Origin of the sequence: Streptomyces sp. NPDC005266 (assembly GCF_040607655.1) — a bacterium.
GTDB lineage: Bacteria > Actinomycetota > Actinomycetes > Streptomycetales > Streptomycetaceae > Streptomyces.
Genome location: NZ_JBEXHC010000012.1, coordinates 150560 through 170994, shown reverse-complemented (window position 1 = coordinate 170994; position 20435 = coordinate 150560). Strand labels below are relative to the sequence as shown.

The following is a 20435-nucleotide window of genomic DNA, read 5'->3' as shown; positions in this document are numbered from 1 at the left end:
GTTCACGCGGACACTTGTTCACACGGACAAGCGGGGCGCGGAGTTCCCGTGCGGGATCAGCCCTCGCGGGTCTCCACGACGACCGACTCGATGACGACGTCCTGGAGCGGGCGGTCGGTACGGGGGTTGGTCGCGGCGCCCGCGATCGCGTCGACGACCTTCTTGCTGGCCTCGTCGGCGACCTCACCGAAGATGGTGTGCTTACCGGTCAGCCACGCGGTCGGGGCGACGGTGATGAAGAACTGCGAGCCGTTGGTGCCCGGTCCGGCGTTGGCCATCGCGAGCAGGTACGGCTTGTTGAACGCCAGGTCCGGGTGGAACTCGTCCCCGAACTCATAGCCGGGGCCACCGGTGCCATTGCCCAGCGGATCGCCGGCCTGGATCATGAAACCGCTGATCACCCGGTGGAAGACGGTGCCGTCGTAGAGCTTCTCCTTGGCCTTCTTGCCGGTGGCCGGGTGGGTCCACTCCCGGCTGCCCTCGGCCAGCTCCACGAAGTTCTTGACCGTCTTGGGGGCGTGGTTCGGCAGCAGCCGGACCACGATGTCGCCATTGTTCGTCTTCAGGGTGGCGTAAAGCTGCTCGGCCACGATCTACCTTCCATAGTTTTCACTTCCGTCTCCTGATCCTCGCACGGACGCAAGGGCGACGAGTAGCGGCCGAAACAGCGCACGGCGCGCCGATTCGCGCTGGTTCCGGAAGAATCTCTGCCATGACCCGGATGCCCGGTCACGCATGCCTTGCGCGCAGCGAACGGGCATGATCTCCACAAACAGGCATGATCTTTCTTGGGATGGAAACACGAGACTGCGCAGATGGAGTAGCACCACTGAGTACACGACTCTGAACCCCGGAGCACGAACGCCACCGAGGAGGAGGATCCCGTGACCCGCATTGACAGCGTGCGAGCCGCGACCGGCACCGCCAAGGGCGGCGTCCTGCACGCCGCGGAGGCGGTGGCGCCCTACGCCGGCACGGCCAAGGACACCGCCGCGCGGTACGCGCACGAAGCCCGCGAACGGCTCGCGCCGATGGTCTCGCAGGCCGCACATCAGGCCCGGTGCAGCGCCGGTGCGCAGTACCACGCGCATGTCGCGCCCCGGCTCAGCCAGGCCCGCGGCACTCTGCCGCCGAAGGTGGACAAGGCCGCCGCCCGGGCCGCCAAGCGCACCCGCAAGGCCGCGCGCCGGGCCGCCGAGTACACCGGGCCGCGCGTCGAGCACGCGGTGGCCGGAGTGCGTGCAGCGGCGGGCCCGGCCCGCGAGGAGGCGGCGGTACGCACGGCCGCGGCCGTCGCGGCGCTGCGCAACCATGTGACGGCGGCCGACATCGAGAAGCTCGCCCGGAAGCGCCGCCGCCGGTCCCGCGTCGCCCGCGTCACCAAACGGGCCACGGTGATCGGACTGATCGGCGCGGGCGTCTTCGCCGCGTGGAAGTGGTGGGACAAGCAGGCCAACCCCGACTGGCTGGTCGAGCCCCCCGCCGCGACCGAGGTGGGCGACCGCGAGCGGCTGTCGGCGGTGGACGGCAGCGAGCAGAGCGCCCTCGACCCGGAGGTGCGGGCCAAGCAGGACGAGGCCGAAGCGGGCAAGGACGACAACCAGCGCTGACCGGCGGCAGGCGCGGCCGAGGGGCGGGGGACCGAGGTCTCCCGCCCCCGTCGTTTCCCCGCCCGGATGGCATGTCCGGGGGGCCGGCTGGTGCGCACCGATGCCCGGTGCAGCGCCCGCACCAGCTCTATGGCGGCCGGAGTGGCGGCGGAGCCCCGATGCGCCCCGAGATCGGTGAACAGATCGAGCACGAACTCCCACGGCGGGCTGCGGGTACCGCTCAGGAAGCGCGAGATCGTGCTGGGGTCCCGGTGGCGGCGCACGGCATAGCGGCGCACCGAGATCTCCAGCCCGGCGAACAGCTTTCTCAGCTCCACGGCGAACGCCCGGAACTCCTCGGGCAGATTGTCGCCCAGTGGACGCAGTTCACCCATCATGTCCCCCCTACGGCGGCTTGCGCCGGTCAGACGACTCCCGGGCGGCTTGCCCGAGTTATGAGGGAAAGACTGGGGCATCGCGCCAGTGTTGCGCGGGCCAATTCCGCGAGTGGCAACACCGTGCACCGGGCCCACAATGAACCAGCCAGGACACCGGATCCGGTGTCCTGGCTGGTGACAGAGGTGGAGCCTAGGAGAGTCGAACTCCTGACATCCGCCATGCAAAGACGGCGCTCTACCAACTGAGCTAAGGCCCCGTCGCCGATCAGGATACCTGGTATCGAGCACCTTTCCCGACCGGGTATCGCTCGCGCGTACCGCTCTCCGTAGGATGCCACGCAAGATTCGCGGCAGCGAAGCGAAGGGGAGAGCGAGATGGACGCAACACAGCAGGATGCCACCGCGCGCGCACGAGAGCTGCAGCGCAGCTGGTACGGGGAACCGCTGGGGGCGCTCTTTCGCCGTCTGATCGACGATCTCGGCCTCAACCAGGCCCGTCTCGCCGCCGTACTCGGTCTGTCCGCACCCATGCTGTCGCAGCTCATGAGCGGTCAGCGCGCGAAGATCGGCAATCCTGCCGTCGTCCAGCGGGTGCAGGCGCTGCAGGAGCTGTCCAGCCAGGCGGCGGACGGCAGGGTCAGCGCCGCGGAGGCCGCCGAGCGCATGGAGGAGATCAAGAAGACCGCGGGCGGCTCGGTGCTCAACTCCACCCAGGCCACGGCGAGCACGGGTGCCCCGACCGTGCGTCGCGTGGTGCGCGAGATCCAGTCGCTGCTGCGGTCCGTGGCCGCCGCGGGGGACATCATCGATGCCGCCGAAGCCCTCGCCTCCACCCATCCCGAGCTGGCAGAGTTTCTCCGTGTGTACGGCGCCGGGCGGACCGCCGAGGCGGTCGCCCACTACGAGGCGCACCAGAACTGACGGGCTGATGGACTGCTGACGAGTCGATGACGGGGCGGGCACGGCGCGATGGGTGAGATCTTCGCGGGCCGGTACGAGCTGGTGGACCCGATCGGGCGCGGGGGCGTGGGCGCCGTATGGCGCGTCTGGGACCACCGCCGCAGGCGGTACGTCGCGGCGAAGGTGCTCCAGCAACGGGACGCCCACACACTGCTGCGCTTCGTACGGGAACAGGCCCTGCGGATCGACCACCCCCATGTACTGGCGCCGGCGAGCTGGGCGGCGGACGACGACAAGGTGCTGTTCACCATGGACCTGGTGGGCGGCGGCTCGTTCGCCCACCTCATCGGCGACTACGGCCCGCTGCCGCCGCGCTATGTATGCACCCTGCTGGACCAGTTGCTCTCCGGGCTGGCGGCGGTGCACGCGGAGGGCGTGGTGCACCGGGACATCAAGCCCGCGAACATCCTGCTGGATGCCACCGGAACCAGGCGGCCGCATGTGCGGCTGTCCGACTTCGGCATCGCCCTGACGAAGGGCGAGCCCCGGCTCACCGAGGTCAACTACGTGATGGGCACGCCCGGTTACTTCGCCCCCGAGCAGATGATGGGCGAGGAACCGGACTTCCCGGCAGACCTCTTCGCGGTCGGTCTGGTGGCGCTCTACCTGCTCAGCGGACACAAGCCGGACGCGGAGGCGCTCGTCAAGCGGTTCAGCGAGCAGGGCGTGCCGAACGCGCCCGCGGGGGTGCCCGAGCCGCTGTGGCAGGTGGTCGCGAGCCTGCTCCAGCCGGATCCGGAGGACCGGTTCCGCACGGCCACCGGGGCACGGAAGGCCCTCGCGACCGCCGTCGAGCTGCTGCCCGAGCCCGATCTGGACGACGAGGCGATCGAGGTCTTCGACCAGCTCGGGCCGCTGCCCGCGGGGTTCGGACCCGGCGGTCCGACCCGGCCGGGCCGCCGTCATGCGAAGGCGGACGCGCCCGAGAAGACAGGCGCGGCGGCGCCGGCCCGGCCATCCCGGCCCGCGGCCGAAGCCGCCGCCCCGGCCCCACGGCCCTCCATGTCGGACACCGGCAGCTTCACCCTCCCGCCGCCGCAACCCCGCAACCAGCAGCCCCCGGCACCGCGCCCCGAGACCCCGCGCCAAGAGATCCCGCGCGCCGAAACCCCGCAGCCTCTGACGCCATCCCCCAGCACGCCAACACCCCAGCCGACGGCCCCGCCGACAGCCACCCCACATCCACCGGCCGTGCGGCCTTCGGCCCTCCAGGGGGCGACACCACACCCCCGGCTCCCGCAGCCGCCGATATCCCAGCAGCCTGCCCCACCCCCGCCCACGCCCTCGACCGCGGTCCCTCTCCCGCACTCCCCGCAGCCGCCCGTGGAGCGCCCGCACCACGCACAGCATCCACAGCACCCCGTACAGCACGCGCACGCGCACCCGCATACGCACCCGCATACGCCCACCCCCGCTCCGGCCGCGCCCGCACCGGCGCCGCGTGAATACCCTCCTACTCGTCCCTACACCGCTCAGCGGCCCCGGGTTCCCCACGCCGCCGGGCGGCGCCCGGGCGGACCGTCCCGGAAGGCGACGCTCTTCGTCCTGATCCTCGCGGCCCTGTGCTTCGCGGTCGGTGCGTGCGCACTGATCATCGCGGGCTGACCTGCGGTCAAAACCGGCCGCGGCGATCCGCAGGACGGGGCCGAACGGGGCCGAACTACCAGGCGGGCGGCGGGCCGTAGCGGTGCTGACCCGTCGTAGGATCCTCCACCAGCCCTTCCGAGACCGCGGACGCGGCCGAGGGCGCGGACGTGGCCGAGGGCGCGGACGTGGCCGAGGGCGCGGCCGAGGGCGTGGACGCGGCCGAGGGCGCGGCCGAGGGCGTGGACGCGGCCGAGACCGTGGACGCGGCGCGGCGCCGGCCGGCAAGCGTCCACACACCCAACCCGAGCAGCAGGGCCGTCCCGGTGCCGAGACCCGCGTACCCCACCGCCCAAAGCCCGTCCTGGCCATCGTCGGCGTGCCCCTGGGGGCCGGCGGCCCGCACGGGCGTCGCCTGCCGCTCGGCCGCCTTCCTCTCGTCGTCGGAGAGGCCGAAACCAGCCTTGACCGCGTTGCCGTCATAGGTCGGTCCGCTGCGCGCGTCACCCGCGACACGCACCCGCAGGAGGACCGGCACCGAGCCCTTCACATGTGGTTCGACGTCCGAGGGGTTGAGCGTGACCGCCAGGTAGTACCCACCGGTGAGGCTCATCGCGCGGACCGAGTAGTCGGCCCTCGCGAACCGGTTTCCGTACGCCGCGGGCACGGTGCTCACCGCGGTCCGGGGCGGCTCGCCCTCCTGCGTGGAGACGGTGCCCCGTTTCGCGAGCCCGCGCGCCGGGTTGTAGGCGCGTATTCCGACCGCCTGGTCGAGCAGTCGGGTGCTCTTGTCCGCACCGTCGGCGGGCAGTTCGGCGACTGCGGAGAGCTGCTGTCCCCACTCGACCGGCACCCGGTAGAAGTGGGTCTCCCCCGGTTGGAACCGGTCCTCCCACGTCCCCGTGGCCACCAGGGGCGCGTCGGCGAATCCGCGGCCGCCCTGCCGGGGGCGGGCGGTGCCGCCGGGCGGACTGGGCGGTGCCGTATGCCAACTCCCCTCCGGCGCCTGGCCAATGGCCCCGCCCTTCACCGGCGGTTCCGCCATCAGCCGCAGCTCCAGCGGCCAGCGGTCCGGGTCCTGGGAGCCGGCCTGCCGCTCCACCGTGACGAGGTAACGCCCGGCCTTCCGGCAGGACGTCACCGAGCCTGAGCCCATCTGGCGGGAGGCGTAATCGGCCAGGGGGTAGGCGACATCGTCCGTCTCCACCTTCGGGGACGCGGTGTCGCAGATGCCCCCGTCGGGGTTCTGCAGCGTCACCTTGATCCCGTCGCGGTACGAGGCCACGCCCGCGCCCGGCCGGGGGGCCGCGACCGCCGAGACGTAGGCGGTGGACTGGGCGTCCAGCTGTGCGCTGTAGTACCGCTTCTCACCCGGCGCGACGCTGTCGACGTAGGTACCGCCGTTCTTGAGGGGCGGGGCACCCGTGGCGTCTGCGGCGCCACGTATCCGGGTTCCCTGTGTCTCGTACGCCCGTGCCCCGGCAGTACTGTCGGCGGCCGCCACCGGGATCAGCCCCGGCGCCGCGGTCACCACGCTCAGCGCCGCCACCGCGGCGAGGCCGGTCCTGACCCTGCAGCGGTCCTTCATCGCGCCCCCTCGTCCTGCCGGCCGCCCAGCCGTCATATTTGCCCATGCAAGCAAATCATTCGCGAGAGTGAATAACAGCGGTTGCCGCCGTCACATCCCCGCCAACGCCACGGCGCCAGTAAAGCCGACGGGGCCCCGACCGCTCCAGCGGTCGGGGCCCCGTACCGGGACTCTGTGGGAGCTCACACACCCGAACCTGCGGGCACGGAGTCGGTCGCCTCCGTCCACAGATCCTGCTCGGCGCGATCCGCCTGGATCTGGCGGTACACGAGGAGCCCGCCGATGGCGGCCAGTGCGACCAGGAGAAGCTTCTTCACCGCGCTACCTCGTCTCTTTCTTGACGTAGGGGACCTCTGGCGCCCGATGATACACACCGACCGATACCGTTCGGTGACCTATGCACGGCATCGGTCGCGCAACAAACGGCCGTCAACTACCGGCGCCCATACGCGATCAGCCCGGACGGAAGAAATCTCCGTCCAGGCTGATCGCGTCGGTGGGGCTAACAGGACTTGAACCTGTGGCCTCTTCCTTATCAGGGAAGCGCTCTAACCGTCTGAGCTATAGCCCCGCGCTGCACCGAAAGATTAGCGCACCACCTGCCCTGTCCCAAAATCGGTAACGTCGGGCCGCTACTCGTCCTCGGCGAGCGTGAGCTCCACGCCGCCCACGAAGCCCGCCGACAGGTTGTAGATGAACGCGCCGAGCGTCGCCAGCGCGGTCGCCAACACCACGTTGATCGTGGCGATGATCGAGGTGAACGTCAGGACGCGGGGCAGCGACAGGAAGGATTCCAGGTCGAACCCGCTGCCCTTCTTCGACTCCGTCGCATCGCTGATCGTTCCGCCCACGGCGCTGAAGACCCCCATGGCGTCCATGACCATCCACAGCACCGCCGCGGCGATCACCGTGCAGATCCCCAGCGCGATGGCGAGCAGGAAGCTGACCTTCATGACCGACCACGGATCGACCTTGGCGACCCGCAGCCGCGCCTTGCGCGTACGCGGCACCGGACGGGCCGCGACGCCCGTACGCGGACGGCGCACGGCGGCCGCGGCCTGCTGCTGGCCGCCCTGACCCGCCTGCCCCGGCACCGCGTAACCGCCCCGTCCGGCTCCGCCGCCGGACGGCGGAGCGTAGGCCTGCGGCGGGTGGTACGGCTGGGCGGGCTGCGGCGGAGCGGGCCGCTCCCCGGGCAGCGGGCTCGCGTGCTGCGGCTCTGGCTGGGGCTGCGGCTGCGGCTGCCGGGTGTCCGTCACGGTTCCCCCCTGGGGGTCGTCGGCTGGGCCACGGGTGCCTTCCGGAGCGGACGTACCGCCCGCCGCGGCCGGGGCTCCCGATCCCGGACGCCCTCCGGCATCCGCACCGCCACCCGCGGCACCCGTGGCTCCACTCACGACTTACTCCTCGGTGTCGTCAGCCGGGGGCGGTGTACCCCCAGCCGCCTCGGACGCGGCCTCCTCGGCTGCCTCGATCGCGGTCTCGATGACGTCCTCGACCTCTTCAGCCTCACGACCGGCCTCGGCGTTCTTGGCGATGCCCACGACGGCATCGCGCTTGCCCAGGTTGATCAGTTGGACGCCCATGGTGTCACGGCCCGTCTCCCTGACCTCACTGACCCGTGTACGGATCACACCGCCGCTGAGCGTGATGGCGAGGATCTCATCCGACTCCTCGACCACCAGCGCACCGACCAGGGACCCACGGTCCTCCACGATCTTGGCGGCCTTGATTCCGAGGCCACCGCGACCCTGGACGCGGTACTCGTCGACGTTCGATCGCTTCGCGTACCCACCGTCGGTGGCGGTGAAGACGAACGTACCCGGCCGGACGACATTCATCGAGAGGAGTTCATCGCCCTCGCGGAAGCTCATGCCCTTCACACCGGAGGTCGCACGCCCCATCGGCCGCAGCGACTCGTCCGTCGCCGTGAACCGGATCGACTGCGCCTTCTTGCTGATCAGCAGCAGATCGTCCTCGGCGGAGACCAGCTCGGCACCGATCAGTTCGTCCTCGCGGCCGTCCTCCATCTCCCGGAGGTTGATGGCGATCACACCGCCGGAGCGGGGCGAGTCGTAATCCTTCAGCGGAGTCTTCTTCACCAGACCCGACTTCGTGGCGAGCACCAGATACGGCACCGCCTCGTAGTCCCGGATGGCGAGGATCCGCGCGATCTGCTCATCCGGCTGGAACGCCAGCAGATTCGCGACGTGCTGGCCGCGCGCCTCCCGGCCCGCGTCCGGGAGCTCGTACGCCTTCGCCCGGTAGACCCGGCCCTTGTTGGTGAAGAACAGCAGCCAGTGGTGCGTGGTCGAGACGAAGAAGTGGTCGACGATGTCGTCCTGCTTCAGCTTCGTACCGCGCACGCCCTTGCCGCCGCGCTTCTGCGAGCGGTAGTCCTCCGTCTTGGTCCGCTTCAGATAGCCGCCACGCGTGATGGTGACGACGATGTCCTCCTCGGCGATGAGGTCCTCGATGGACATGTCGCCGTCGAAGGGGATCAGCTTGGAGCGCCGGTCGTCGCCGAACTTCTCGACGATCGCCGTGAGCTCCTCGCTGATGATCTGCCGCTGCCGCTCGGGCGAGGCCAGGATCGCGTTGTACTCGTTGATCTTGGCCTGCAGATCGTCGTGCTCCTGGACGATCTTCTGCCGCTCCAGGGCCGCCAGCCGGCGCAGCTGCATCTCCAGGATCGCGTTCGCCTGGATCTCGTCGATCTCCAGCAGCCCCATCAGGCCGCCGCGCGCGGTCTCCACCGTGTCGCTGCGCCGGATCAGCGCGATGACCTCGTCGATCGCGTCGAGCGCCTTGAGCAGACCGCGCAGGATGTGCGCCCGCTCCTCGGCCTTGCGCAGCCGGAAGCGGGTCCGGCGGACGATGACCTCGATCTGGTGCGCGACCCAGTTGCGGATGAACGCGTCCAGAGAGAGGGTGCGCGGCACCCCGTCGACCAGCGCCAGCATGTTGGCGCCGAAGTTCGTCTGCAGATCCGTGTGCTTGTAGAGATTGTTGAGGACGACCTTGGCGACCGCGTCCCGCTTGAGCACGATGACCAGCCGCTGGCCGGTGCGCGAGGAGGTCTCGTCACGGACGTCCGCGATGCCGCCGACCTTGCCGTCCTTCACCAGGTCGGCGATCTTCTGCGCGAGGTTGTCCGGGTTGACCTGGTACGGCAGCTCGGTGACCACCAGGCACTGACGGCCCTGGATCTCCTCGACCTCGACGACCGCACGCATCGTGATCGAGCCACGGCCGGTTCGGTACGCCTCCTCGATGCCCTTGCGGCCGACGACCAGCGCGCCGGTCGGGAAGTCCGGGCCCTTGATCCGGTCGATGAGGGCGTCGAGCAGCTCCTCCTGGGTCGCCTCCGGGTTCGCCAGGAGCCACTGGGCGCCCTCGGCCACCTCGCGCAGATTGTGCGGCGGGATGTTGGTGGCCATGCCGACCGCGATTCCTGCCGAGCCGTTGATCAGCAGGTTGGGGAAGCGCGACGGCAGGACCGTCGGCTCCTGGTTACGGCCGTCGTAGTTGTCCTGGAAGTCGACGGTCTCCTCGTCGATGTCCCGGAGCATCTCCATGGCCAGCGGGGCCATCTTGCACTCGGTGTACCGCATGGCCGCCGCGGGGTCGTTGCCCGGGGAGCCGAAGTTGCCGTTGGAGTCGACCAGCGGCATCCGCATGGACCACGGCTGGGCCAGCCGCACCAGCGCGTCGTAGATCGACGAGTCGCCGTGCGGGTGGTAGGTGCCCATGACGTCGCCGACGACGCGGGCGCACTTGTAGAAGCCCTTCTCGGGGCGGTACCCGCCGTCGTACATCGCGTACAGCACGCGCCGGTGCACCGGCTTGAGGCCGTCCCGGACGTCGGGCAGCGCACGGCTCACGATCACGCTCATCGCGTAGTCGAGGTAGGAGCGCTGCATCTCCGTCTCGAGACCGACCGCCTCGACGCGGAGGGCGGCACCTTCTGCGAGCTCGTCGGGGTTCAGATCGTCAGGGGTGTTCGGGGTGTTCTCGTCGGCCATTGCTGGTCAAAATCCTTCTGTCGTCTGCGGCTGGGGGCCGACTCAGATGTCGAGGAAGCGGACATCCTTGGCGTTGCGCTGGATGAACGAGCGCCGTGCCTCGACGTCCTCACCCATCAGGACCGAGAACAGGTCGTCGGCCTGCGCCGCGTCGTCCAGGGTGACCTGGCCCAGGACGCGGTGGTCGGGGTCCATCGTGGTGACCCGCAGCTCCTCGGCGTTCATCTCGCCCAGGCCCTTGAAGCGCTGGACCGAGTCGTCCTTGATGCGCTTGCCCTGTTCGCGGCCGGCCTGGATCAGCGCGTCCCGCTCCCGGTCCGAGTACGCGTACTCGAAGTCGTCCCGGCCCCACTTGATCTTGTAGAGCGGCGGACGGGACAGGAAGACATGCCCCGCCTCGACCAGCGGGCGCATGAAGCGGAAGAGGAAGGTCAGCAGCAGGGTGTTGATGTGCTGACCGTCGACATCGGCGTCCGCCATCAGAATGATCTTGTGGTAGCGGAGCTTGGCGATGTCGAAGTCCTCGTGCACCCCGGTGCCGAAGGCGGAGATCAGCGCCTGAACCTCGTTGTTCTGGAGGATCTTGTCGACGCGGGCCTTCTCGACGTTGAGGATCTTGCCTCGGATCGGAAGGATCGCCTGGTACTGCGGGTTACGGCCGGACTTGGCCGAACCGCCGGCGGAGTCACCCTCGACGATGAAGATCTCGCACTTCGACGGGTCGTTGGACTGGCAGTCGCTCAGCTTGCCCGGCAGCGACGCGGTCTCCAGCAGCCCCTTGCGGCGGGTCAGGTCGCGCGCCTTGCGGGCCGCCACCCGGGCGGTCGCCGCCTGGATGCCCTTGCGGACGATGTCCGCCGCCTCGTTGGGGTTGCGGTCCAGCCAGTCGGCGAGGTGCTCGTTGACGACCTTCTGGACGAAGGTCTTCGCCTCGGTGTTCCCCAGCTTGGTCTTCGTCTGGCCCTCGAACTGCGGCTCGCCCAGCTTGACCGAGATGATCGCGGTCAGGCCCTCGCGGATGTCCTCACCGGTGAGGTTGTCGTCCCGCTCCCGGAGCAGCTTCTTGTCGCGCGCGTACTTGTTGATCAGGTACGTCAGCGCGGCCCGGAAGCCCTCCTCGTGGGTGCCGCCCTCATGGGTGTGGATGGTGTTCGCGAAGCTGTAGACACCCTCGGTGTACTGGGTGTTCCACTGCATCGCGACCTCAAGGGAGAGCATCCGCTCCTTGTCCTCGGCCTCGAAGCCGATCACCGTGGGGTGGACCAGATCGCCCTTGCGCGAGTTGAGGTAGGTGACGAAGTCGACAATGCCGCCGTCGTAGCGGTACGTCACGGAGAGCGGCTTGCCCTCCTCGTCCACATGGGCCTCGCGCTCGTCGGTCATCGAGATGGTCAGCCCCTTGTTGAGGAACGCCATCTCCTGGAACCGCCGCGACAGCGTCTCGAAGGAGTACTCGGTGGTCTCGAAGATGTCCGGGTCGGCCCAGAAGGTGACCGAGGTGCCGGTCTCGTCCGTGGGCTCGTTCCGGGCCAGGGGCGCGGTCGGAACGCCGAGCTTGTAGTCCTGGGTCCAGCGGTAGCCGTCCCGCTTGACCTCCACCGCCACCTTGGACGACAGCGCGTTGACGACGGAGACGCCGACGCCGTGCAGACCGCCGGAGACGGCGTAGCCGCCGCCGCCGAACTTGCCGCCCGCGTGCAGGACGGTCAGCACGACCTCCACGGCCGGCTTGCCCTCCGACGGGACGATGTCCACGGGGATGCCTCGGCCGTTGTCGACGACGCGGACGCCGCCGTCGGGCAGGATCGTCACCTCGATGGTGTCCGCGTGACCGGCCAGCGCCTCGTCGACGGAGTTGTCCACCACCTCGTAGACAAGGTGGTGCAGGCCGCGCTCGCCGGTCGATCCGATGTACATACCGGGTCGCTTGCGGACCGCGTCCAGGCCTTCCAGGACGGTGATCGCACTGGCGTCGTACGACGGCGGGGCCAGGGCCTCGCCGTCGTTCTGGGACGTGATGTTTTCGATGGGGTTGCCGGAATCGGCCACGAAGCGCCCTTTCTGGCACAGCACAAGCCGGCTCCGGGGCAGACGGGAGCGGCTGCGTCGTTCAACATGTGTCCGCGAGCGCTCGGCGCGCCAGCGGCGACGGTGTACGCGCCCAGTCTACCGGTAGCGCCGACATTAATGGGGGCTTGCCGGTGCCTGAGTCCGCATGTGCCGCCCTGAACCGGTCGCCAGCGACTCCCCATATGCGGGGACGGGCTCCAAGAGGCTCACACCGCCACTCAGCGCTTCGGGCTGTCAACCACCGGCTACCGTGACCGGGGTCTCAGCCGTCACCCTGTACTCAGGCTTGCGCACGGGCCCCGGGTCACCCGGTCAGCCGTAGGTATCACCCGGGCCGGTGGAGCCGGGAGAGCGCAGCGGACCGTAGCGGCGGGCCGGGCCGCCGGGGCCCAAGACCTTGATCAACTTCACGGTACCCTGGCCGAGATCCGCGTTCAGCCGGGCGACGAGCTGCGGGGCGAGCAGCCGCAGCTGGGTCGCCCACGCCGTGGAGTCGCAGCGCACCGTCAGCACCCGGGCGTCCTCGTCGTACCGCTGCGGCTCGCAGTGGAGCGCCACCTCGGGGCCGACCATCTGCGGCCAGCGGCCCATCACCCCGCCGACCGCGGCCGGGGTCTCCCAGCCGCGCTCGGTGATCAGCCGGTTGATCGCCGCACCGAGCGGAAGCGGATCGCGCCCATCGGCGCGCGCGCCGGAGCGCAGGCCCCCTCGGCGCGCCTGCTTCTTCTGCTGGGCCGCGGCACCACGGGCACGCGCCTGCTCCTTGGCGGCACGCAGCGCCACGCGCGCGAGATCGACGCCGGAGGGCTCGGGCGAGGTGGAGGACCCCACGGGCTGATCGGTCATACGCGCCGCACCTCGCCCTCGGCCACCGTGAAGCGCGTCCCCGTCAGCACCTGCGGGACGTCGTCCTCCACCGCCGCGGTCACCAGCACCTGCTCACCGGGGGCGACGAGCTCGGCCAGCCGCTCCCGGCGCCGCTCGTCCAGCTCCGCGAAGACGTCATCCAGCACCAGCACCGGCTCGCCCGCCTCGGTGCGCAGCAGATCATAGGAGGCCAGGCGCAGGGCGAGCGCGTACGACCATGACTCGCCATGGCTGGCGTACCCCTTGGCCGGGAGCCGGCCCAGCCTGAGCACCAGATCGTCGCGGTGCGGGCCGACCAGGGTGACGCCCCGCTCGATCTCCTGCTTCCGGGCCTCGGTGAGAGCGGTGATCAGCCGCTCGTACAGCTCCTCGCGGCCGGCGGCCGCGGCCAGGTCCTCGCCGGCCGAGCCCCGGTACTCCAGCAGGACGGGACCGCCGCCCGGGGCGAGCTGCTCGTACGCCTTGTCGGCGAGCGGCTGGAGCACGGAGATCAGGTCGAGGCGCTGGGCGAGCAGCTCGGCACCGGCCCGTGCCAGGTGCTGGTCCCAGACGTCGAGCGTGGACAGCGCACCGTCACCCCCTCCGCTGCGCGAACCGTGGCGCCGGGCCATCGCGGCGGTCTTGAGCAGGGTGTTGCGCTGCTTGAGCACCCGGTCGTAGTCGGAGCGGACCCCGGCCATCCGCGGCGCGCGGGCGGTGATCAGCTCGTCGAGGAAGCGACGGCGCTCGCCCGGATCGCCCTTGACCAGGGCCAGATCCTCGGGCGCGAACAGGACCGTGCGCACGATCCCCAGCACATCGCGCGGTCTGACCTGCGAGGAACGGTTGATGCGGGCCCGGTTGGCCTTGCCCGGGTTGAGCTCCAGCTCGACCAGCTGCTGCCGGTCGCCCTGCGCGACCGCGGCCCGGATGACCGCGCGGTCGGCCCCCATGCGCACCAGCGGGGCATCGGAGGAGACCCGGTGGCTGCCGAGGGTGGCGAGATAGCCGACGGCCTCGACGAGATTGGTCTTGCCCTGGCCGTTGGGGCCGACGAAAGCGGTGACGCCCGGGCCGAGCTCCACCTCGGCCCGGGCGTACGAGCGGAAGTCGGCGAGCGACAGATGCGTGACGTGCATGGTGGGCTGCGCCGACCTCCCCCGGCTGTGCTGCGTACTCCACCCCTGTGGGGGCGGGGTTACTTCTTGCTGTTGCTCTCGACCGCGTGGCCGCCGAACTGGTTGCGCAGCGCGGCGATCATCTTCATCTGCGGGGAGTCGTCCTGGCGGGAGGTGAAGCGGGCGAAGACGGACGCGGTGATCGCGGGCAGCGGCACCGCCTTGTCGATCGCGGCCTCCACGGTCCACCGGCCCTCGCCCGAGTCCTCGGCGTAGCCGCGCAGCTTCTCCAGGTGCTCGTCGTCGTCGAGGGCGAGGACGGCCAGGTCCAGCAGCCAGGAGCGGATGACGGTGCCCTCCTGCCAGGAGCGGAAGATCTCCCGGACGTCGGTGACCGAGTCCGCGGCCTCCAGCAGCTCCCAGCCCTCGGCGTAGGCCTGCATCATCGCGTACTCGATGCCGTTGTGGACCATCTTGGCGAAGTGGCCCGCGCCCACCTTGCCGGCGTGCACGGCGCCGAAGTCACCTTCGGGCTTGAGCGCGTCGAAGATCGGCTGGACCTTGGCCACATGCTCGGGGGCGCCGCCGTACATCAGCGCGTAGCCGTTCTCCAGGCCCCAGACACCGCCGGAGACGCCGCAGTCGACAAAGCCGATGCCCTTGGCGTTGAGCTGCTCGGCGTGCTTCTCGTCCTCGGTCCAGCGGGAGTTTCCGCCGTCGACGACGATGTCGCCGGGCGACAGCAGCTCGGCCAGCTCGTCGATGGTGGTCTGGGTGGGGACCCCCGCAGGGACCATGACCCACACCACGCGCGGGGCCTTCAGCTTGCCCACAAGCTCATCGAGGCTGTGGACATCGGCGACGTCCGGGTTGCGGTCGTATCCGATGACGGTGTGGCCTGCGCGGCGAATGCGCTCGCGCATGTTGCCGCCCATCTTGCCGAGGCCGACGAGACCGAGCTCCATCAGTGATCCTTTATGCCGTAGTCCATTGCTTTGAGCAGATGAGTCCGAGCCTACGCCCGCGGGTCACCGCACAGATGTGGGCTACACCCGCTCATTCGCTCGGTACTCACCCACTCAGTCGGACCGGCATGATCAGGTACTTGTAGGCCTCGTCCGCCTCGGCGTCCATGGCCGGCTTGCCACTGAGCAGCGCGGGCTTGGTCGAGGTGGTGAAGGACAGCTGGGCGACCGGGGAGTCGATCGCGCTGAGGCCGTCCAGCAGGAAGGTCGGGTTGAAGGCGATCGAGATGTCGTCGCCGTCGAGCTGGGCGTCCACCCGCTCCACAGCCTGTGCGTCGTCGCTCGATCCGGCCTCCAGGATCAGCACGCCCTGCTCGAAACTGAGCCGCACCGGGGTGTTGCGCTCGGCGACCAGGGCCACACGCTTGACGGCCTCGACGAACGGGGCGGTCTCGATCACCGCGACGGAGTTGAACTCGGTCGGGAAGAGCGTGCGGTACTTCGGCAGATCGCCCTCGAGCAGCCGGGTGGTGGTGCGCCGCCCGGCGCCCTCGAAGCCGATCAGGCCCTCGCCCGCACCCGACCCGGACAGCGCGAGGGTGACGGTGTCGCCGCTGGTCAGCGACTTGGCGGTGTCGAGCAGCGTCTTGGCCGGCACCAGCGCGACGGCGGAGGCGTCGGGGGCCTCGGGCTTCCACAGGAACTCACGGACCGCGAAGCGGTAGCGGTCGGTCGAGGCCAGCGTGACGGTGTCGCCCTCGATCTCGATCCGGACACCGGTGAGCACCGGCAGGGTGTCGTCACGGCCGGCGGCGATGGCGACCTGGGCGGCGGCAGCGGCGAAGACCTCACCGGGGACGGTGCCCGTCGCGGTCGGCATCTGCGGCAGCGCCGGGTACTCCTCCACAGGCAGGGTGTGGAGTGTGAATCGCGAGGAGCCGCAGACCACGGTGACCCGCGCCCCGTCGCTGGAGATCTCCACCGGGCGGTTGGGAAGGGCGCGGCAGATGTCGGCCAGCAGGCGGCCGGAGACGAGGACCGTGCCGTCGTCCTCCACGTCGGCTTCCACCGAGACGCGGGCGGAGACCTCGTAGTCGAAGCCGGAGAGGCTGAGAGCGCCCTCCTCCGCCTTCAGCAGGATGCCCGCCAGGACGGGCACCGGCGGACGGGCCGGGAGGCTGCGGGCCGTCCAGGCCACTGCCTCCGCGAGTACATCGCGCTCCACCCGGATCTTCACCGTAAGCCGCCTCCTGCTGTTGCTGGCTCGCCCTGCTGGCCTTCGTCGTCGGCTGAGTGCCGGAGACCAGTCTGACGTACGCCGCCGACAGTCGGTGCGGCTCGGGGTCAAGTCGGTACGCGGGGTGTCGGGCGGCTCGGCCCGAGGTTGTGCACAGGCCCCACTTCGAAGCGGTTTCCTCGCTCTAACTCTGTGGTCGTAGTAGTAGGGCCTGTGGAAACCGTGGATAACTGACTTTGCCCAGCTCGGCGGCGGTTTTTTGTCCACCGGCCCTGTGGGTGGAGGCAGTGGACAACCGGGGCGATCTGTGGACGCCGAAGAGTTCTGCACATGCGATGCACAGGCATCGCTCGGTTCTCCCCAGCGCCGTCCCCAGTTTTACCCACCTTTCCCACAGGCCAACCCGCCCCCTTGGTGTGACGCCTTTCACTCGCCCCGGTGACCGCGGCCGTTTCGTTGCCGAACAGTGGACAGCGGTGTGGAGAAGCTGTGGGCAACGGGCCTGCGGCTGTGGGTTACCGGTGGACAACGCGATCGGGCCCTGTGGGAACCGTGATCGTCCACAGTCTGTGGACTGGGGATTGCCACAATTCCACAACCAGCTGACCTGGAGTGATGGCCTCCATCACGCACACGCTGTGGATGGGATCGGGATAACTCGCAGGTCCCCAGGGTGTGGACAGTGGATCGGCTGCGGATCTGTGGAGAACCCGGCCGGCCGGGCAGGGAATCGAACAGCCCCGGGGGCGGAACGGCGAAGGGCGCTCCGGGAGTTGTCCGTCCCGGAGCGCCCTTCGGTGGGTGACGAGGCCTGCGCGGTGCCCTGTGAGCCCGTGTGTCAGCCGTTCTTGATGCGGTTCGTCAGCTCGGTCACCTGGTTGTAGATGGAGCGCCGCTCGGCCATCAGCGCCCTGATCTTGCGGTCGGCGTGCATCACCGTCGTATGGTCGCGGCCACCGAACTGTGCGCCGATCTTGGGCAGCGACAGATCGGTCAGCTCACGGCACAGATACATGGCGATCTGCCGCGCGGTGACCAGCACCCGGCTGCGGGAGGCGCCGCACAGGTCGTCGATCGTATGCCCGAAGTAGTCGGCGGTCGCGGCCATGATGGCGGTCGCGGTGATCTCCGGGGCCGCGTCCTCGCCGCCGGGGATCAGGTCCTTCAGGACGATCTCGGTGAGGCCCAGGTCCACCGGCTGCCGGTTCAGGCTCGCGAAGGCCGTGACCCGGATCAGCGCGCCCTCCAGCTCCCGGATGTTGCGCGAGATCCGGGAGGCGATGAACTCCAGCACCTCCGGTGGCGCGTTCAGCTGCTCCTGCACCGCCTTCTTGCGGAGGATCGCGATACGCGTCTCCAGCTCCGGCGGCTGCACATCGGTGATCAGGCCCCACTCGAAGCGGTTGCGGAGCCGGTCCTCCAGGGTGACCAGCTGCTTGGGCGGCCGGTCGGAGGAGAGCACGATCTGCTTGTTGGCGTTGTGGAGCGTGTTGAAGGTGTGGAAGAACTCCTCCTGCGTCGACTCCTTGCTCGCCAGGAACTGGATGTCGTCGACCAGCAGGATGTCCATGTCGCGGTAGCGCTTGCGGAACGCGTCCGCCTTGCCGTCGCGGATGGAGTTGATGAACTCGTTGGTGAACTCCTCGGAGCTCACATAGCGCACCCGGGTCCCGGGGTAGAGGCTGCGCGCGTAGTGCCCGATGGCATGCAGCAGATGGGTCTTGCCGAGCCCCGATTCCCCGTAGATGAACAGCGGGTTGTACGCCTTGGCCGGCGCCTCGGCGACCGCGACCGCCGCGGCGTGCGCGAAGCGGTTGGAGGCACCGATGACGAAGGTGTCGAAGAGGTACTTGGGGTTCAGCCGCGCGGTCGGCTCACCGGGCCCGGACGCGGGCGCGGGCTGCGCGGCGAGCGGGCCGGGGGCACCGGTCTGCGAGGGCAGGAGGGGGGGGCCGCCGCGGGCGCGCTCGAGCGGGTCGGGAAGATCGTGGCGCTGCTGCTCGTACGGCGAACGCTCCGAGCCCGCGCCCGCGCCCGACCCCGGGCCGCCGCGCCCACCCGGGCCGCCGGGGCCGCCGCGCCCACCCGGGCCGGGGCGCTCCGCGGCCGGACCGCGGTAGTCGCCGGGCGGCTGCTGGTCGTACGGCTGCTGGTCGTAGCCGGCCGGGGAGCGCTGCGAGGAGTGCTGTGAGGCGTACGGATCGCTCTCGGGGAAGCCGCCGAGCCGGGGCTGCTGCCAGCCGTAGTCGTCACGGGCCCGCGGCCAGGCGCCCGGCTCCGGGCGCGGCTGCTGATAGCCGGGGTACGCGGGCCGGGCCGACGGCAGCTCATCGGCGGCCGGACGCCCGTAGCTGTCCCGGCCGTCGTATCCCTCATAGCTCTCGCGCTGGTCGTGCCGCTCATAGCCGTCGCGCTGTTCCGGCCGCTCGTAGCTCTCGCGCTGCTCGGACCGTGGCTGCGGGACGACCGGCTCACCGGCCGAGTCGTCGACCGTGATCGCGATACGGATCGGACGGCCGCACTCCCGGCTCAGCGTTTCGCTGACGACCGGGGCCAGTCTCCCCTCCAGTACGCCCTTGGCGAATTCATTGGGGACGGCCAGCAGCGCGGTGTCGGCGACGAGTGCCAGCGGCTGGCACCGCTTGATCCAGTGCTCGTCCTTGGCCTCGACCTGTCCCCCCTGTCCCGTGCCCTCTCCCAGCAGCCGCTCGAGGACGCGTGGCCACACTGCGGCAAGATCGGCGGGTACGTCAGCCACAGGGCACGCTCTCTCACTCGCTGGGTGGGGGACGCCGACAGGTCTCACGAATGCGTGGTTCTCGGGACGGGCGTGAAGGAATCCGAGCCCAGCCACGGTAGTCAGGCCGGGGTGCGCGGTTCAAGTCGTTGTCCACAGGGTGTGTACAAATGTGCCATGCGATGTCGCCTGGGGTTACCTTGCCCCCTGGTTCGGGGCGTGGGCGCCGTCAGCGCGTCGTGCTCCGGTTTGACCGGATGGCGTAACCGCGCGTACCGTAACCAGGTCGAGTTGTCGATGGCTGCTGCCGCCTGCCTCCGATGGGCAAGGGTTTCGGACATCATGATCCGTGACCGTGAAGCGGTGCACTCGGGCGTATTGCGAGCTACTCGTGGGCGCACGGTGACAGCCAGGCGATGTCCCGCCACCACCCGATTCATTTCTGGAGCCCCCGAGTGAGCAAGCGCACCTTCCAGCCGAACAACCGCCGCCGCGCGAAGACCCACGGCTTCCGGCTGCGTATGCGCACCCGTGCCGGCCGCGCGATTCTCGCGTCCCGCCGCAGCAAGGGTCGCGGCCGCCTGTCGGCCTGAGCAGCCTGACCTCAAGGTCCATGACGTGCTGCCTACCGAGCATCGGCTGAGGCGGCGCGAGGACTTTGCGGCCGCGGTACGCCGAGGACGCAGGGCCGGTCGCCCACTCCTTGTCGTGCACTTTCGCAGCGGCCTCACCAGCGGTGACACGGACCCGCACGCACCTGGGGAGAGTGCTCCCCCGGCGCGTGCGGGTTTCGTCGTCAGCAAGGCCGTCGGCGGTGCCGTCGTCCGGAATCTGGTGAAGAGGAGACTGCGCCATCTGATGCGGGACCGCATCGACCGTTTTCCCGCAGGTAGCCTTGTGGTCGTACGGGCACTGCCCGGTGCGGGTGAGGCGGGTCACGACCAGCTGGCCCGCGATCTCGACACGGCAGTGCAGCGGCTACTGGGAGGGGTGCCGCGATGAAGTACCCGCTGCTGTGGTTGATCAAGCTGTACCAGTGGACCATCAGCCCCCTGCTGGGACCGGTCTGCAAGTACTACCCGTCGTGCTCGCACTATGGCTACACGGCCGTTCAGAGGCACGGCGCGGTGAAAGGAACGGCCCTGACGGCCTGGCGCATCCTGCGCTGCAACCCGTGGTCGCTCGGTGGCGTCGACCACGTTCCGCCCCGGAAGCGTCCGGTGTGGCACCAGCGGCTGCGGAACCGCCTCGGCGGGCATCCGGCTGTGGAGCCTGCCGCACAGCCCGAGACCCAGCCCAACGCCCAAGGAGCCTGATT

General features: G+C 69.9%; 17 protein-coding genes, 2 tRNA genes and 1 pseudogene. 6 read left to right on the top strand and 14 right to left on the bottom strand.

All coding sequences use genetic code 11. The features are described from left to right. Positions 1 to 56: 56 nt before the first annotated feature. Positions 57 to 590 (bottom strand): peptidylprolyl isomerase, encoded by a 534-nt coding sequence (locus tag ABZU99_RS22230; protein ID WP_355942762.1) that lies wholly within the window; start codon positions 588 to 590, stop codon positions 57 to 59. A gap of 294 nt (positions 591 to 884) precedes the next feature. On the opposite strand from ABZU99_RS22230, the gene ABZU99_RS22225 reads away from it, so the two are divergent. After that, positions 885 to 1610 carry a DUF5324 family protein gene (locus ABZU99_RS22225; protein WP_355942765.1) on the top strand — a complete coding sequence of 242 codons (726 nt, stop codon included), beginning with the start codon at positions 885 to 887 and terminating at the stop codon, positions 1608 to 1610. A gap of 65 nt (positions 1611 to 1675) precedes the next feature. On the opposite strand, the pseudogene ABZU99_RS22220 reads toward ABZU99_RS22225, so the two are convergent. Both ABZU99_RS22220 and ABZU99_RS22215 read right to left on the bottom strand, forming a co-directional pair. After that, positions 1676 to 1984 (bottom strand): annotated as a pseudogene (locus tag ABZU99_RS22220) (response regulator); the annotation flags it as partial. A 187-nt stretch (positions 1985 to 2171) separates the two neighbouring features. Then, a tRNA-Ala gene (locus ABZU99_RS22215) sits at positions 2172 to 2244 on the bottom strand. A gap of 118 nt (positions 2245 to 2362) precedes the next feature. Between ABZU99_RS22215 and ABZU99_RS22210 the strand changes: the two genes are divergently transcribed. Both ABZU99_RS22210 and ABZU99_RS22205 read left to right on the top strand, forming a co-directional pair. Continuing rightward, complete coding sequence (locus ABZU99_RS22210; RefSeq protein ID WP_355943001.1) at positions 2363 to 2908, top strand: DNA-binding protein; 546 nt, start codon at positions 2363 to 2365, stop codon at positions 2906 to 2908. 48 nt (positions 2909 to 2956) lie between these two features. Beyond that, positions 2957 to 4552: a serine/threonine-protein kinase gene (locus ABZU99_RS22205; protein ID WP_355943004.1), complete on the top strand. Its 1596-nt coding sequence runs from the start codon at positions 2957 to 2959 to the stop codon at positions 4550 to 4552. Between the two features lie 55 nt (positions 4553 to 4607). On the opposite strand, the gene ABZU99_RS22200 is transcribed toward ABZU99_RS22205, so the two are convergent. The 11 genes from ABZU99_RS22200 to dnaA all read right to left on the bottom strand — a co-directional run bounded on the left by ABZU99_RS22200 (position 4608) and on the right by dnaA (position 19138). After that, positions 4608 to 6119, bottom strand: coding sequence for a hypothetical protein (locus ABZU99_RS22200; RefSeq protein ID WP_355943007.1), 1512 nt, complete (start codon positions 6117 to 6119; stop codon positions 4608 to 4610). A gap of 182 nt (positions 6120 to 6301) precedes the next feature. Beyond that, on the bottom strand, positions 6302 to 6436 hold the full coding sequence (locus ABZU99_RS22195) for a DLW-39 family protein (RefSeq protein WP_003958712.1): 135 nt from the start codon (positions 6434 to 6436) through the stop codon (positions 6302 to 6304). A 180-nt stretch (positions 6437 to 6616) separates the two neighbouring features. Further along, positions 6617 to 6690 (bottom strand) — tRNA-Ile (locus ABZU99_RS22190). Between the two features lie 61 nt (positions 6691 to 6751). After that, entirely contained in the window at positions 6752 to 7516 is a 765-nt protein-coding gene (locus tag ABZU99_RS22185; protein WP_355943010.1) for a DUF3566 domain-containing protein, read from the bottom strand. A gap of 3 nt (positions 7517 to 7519) precedes the next feature. Beyond that, positions 7520 to 10144, bottom strand: a complete 2625-nt coding sequence (gyrA, locus tag ABZU99_RS22180) for a DNA gyrase subunit A (protein WP_355943013.1) — start codon at positions 10142 to 10144, stop codon at positions 7520 to 7522. A 42-nt stretch (positions 10145 to 10186) separates the two neighbouring features. Further along, on the bottom strand, positions 10187 to 12217 hold the full coding sequence (gene gyrB, locus ABZU99_RS22175) for a DNA topoisomerase (ATP-hydrolyzing) subunit B (protein WP_355943016.1): 2031 nt from the start codon (positions 12215 to 12217) through the stop codon (positions 10187 to 10189). 309 nt (positions 12218 to 12526) lie between these two features. Next, positions 12527 to 13060, bottom strand: coding sequence for a DciA family protein (locus ABZU99_RS22170; protein WP_355943019.1), 534 nt, complete (start codon positions 13058 to 13060; stop codon positions 12527 to 12529). Then, positions 13057 to 14199 carry a DNA replication/repair protein RecF gene (gene recF / locus ABZU99_RS22165; protein WP_355943022.1) on the bottom strand — a complete coding sequence of 381 codons (1143 nt, stop codon included), beginning with the start codon at positions 14197 to 14199 and terminating at the stop codon, positions 13057 to 13059. Before recF ends, ABZU99_RS22170 begins: the two co-directional genes overlap by 4 nt. Before the next feature lie 59 nt (positions 14200 to 14258). Beyond that, positions 14259 to 15143, bottom strand: a complete 885-nt coding sequence (gnd, locus tag ABZU99_RS22160; protein WP_355943024.1) for a phosphogluconate dehydrogenase (NAD(+)-dependent, decarboxylating) — start codon at positions 15141 to 15143, stop codon at positions 14259 to 14261. Between the two features lie 106 nt (positions 15144 to 15249). Beyond that, positions 15250 to 16380, bottom strand: coding sequence for a DNA polymerase III subunit beta (gene dnaN, locus ABZU99_RS22155; RefSeq protein WP_355943027.1), 1131 nt, complete (start codon positions 16378 to 16380; stop codon positions 15250 to 15252). An 838-nt stretch (positions 16381 to 17218) separates the two neighbouring features. After that, positions 17219 to 19138, bottom strand: coding sequence for a chromosomal replication initiator protein DnaA (gene dnaA / locus ABZU99_RS22150; RefSeq protein WP_355943030.1), 1920 nt, complete (start codon positions 19136 to 19138; stop codon positions 17219 to 17221). Positions 19139 to 19572: 434 nt separating this feature from the next. Between dnaA and rpmH the strand changes: the two genes are divergently transcribed. From rpmH to yidD, 3 genes are read left to right on the top strand one after another with little or no spacing between them, the layout of a single operon-like run. Then, positions 19573 to 19710 carry a 50S ribosomal protein L34 gene (gene rpmH, locus ABZU99_RS22145; protein ID WP_009716483.1) on the top strand — a complete coding sequence of 46 codons (138 nt, stop codon included), beginning with the start codon at positions 19573 to 19575 and terminating at the stop codon, positions 19708 to 19710. 25 nt (positions 19711 to 19735) lie between these two features. Further along, complete coding sequence (gene rnpA, locus ABZU99_RS22140) at positions 19736 to 20119, top strand: ribonuclease P protein component (protein ID WP_355943034.1); 384 nt, start codon at positions 19736 to 19738, stop codon at positions 20117 to 20119. Beyond that, complete coding sequence (gene yidD, locus ABZU99_RS22135) at positions 20116 to 20433, top strand: membrane protein insertion efficiency factor YidD (protein WP_355943037.1); 318 nt, start codon at positions 20116 to 20118, stop codon at positions 20431 to 20433. The genes rnpA and yidD overlap by 4 nt, the downstream gene beginning before the upstream one ends. Positions 20434 to 20435 lie beyond the last annotated feature (2 nt).

Excerpts from the sequence above, each read along its gene's own strand:
- ABZU99_RS22210 (WP_355943001.1), top strand. The coding sequence starts at position 2,363 with ATGGACGCAACACAGCAGGATGCCACCGCGCGCGCACGAGAGCTGCAG.
- ABZU99_RS22205 (WP_355943004.1), top strand. The coding sequence starts at position 2,957 with ATGGGTGAGATCTTCGCGGGCCGGTACGAGCTGGTGGACCCGATCGGG.
- ABZU99_RS22200 (WP_355943007.1), bottom strand. The coding sequence starts at position 6,119 with ATGAAGGACCGCTGCAGGGTCAGGACCGGCCTCGCCGCGGTGGCGGCG.
- gyrA (WP_355943013.1), bottom strand. The coding sequence starts at position 10,144 with ATGGCCGACGAGAACACCCCGAACACCCCTGACGATCTGAACCCCGAC.
- ABZU99_RS22170 (WP_355943019.1), bottom strand. The coding sequence starts at position 13,060 with ATGACCGATCAGCCCGTGGGGTCCTCCACCTCGCCCGAGCCCTCCGGC.
- recF (WP_355943022.1), bottom strand. The coding sequence starts at position 14,199 with ATGCACGTCACGCATCTGTCGCTCGCCGACTTCCGCTCGTACGCCCGG.
- gnd (WP_355943024.1), bottom strand. The coding sequence starts at position 15,143 with ATGGAGCTCGGTCTCGTCGGCCTCGGCAAGATGGGCGGCAACATGCGC.
- yidD (WP_355943037.1), top strand. The coding sequence starts at position 20,116 with ATGAAGTACCCGCTGCTGTGGTTGATCAAGCTGTACCAGTGGACCATC.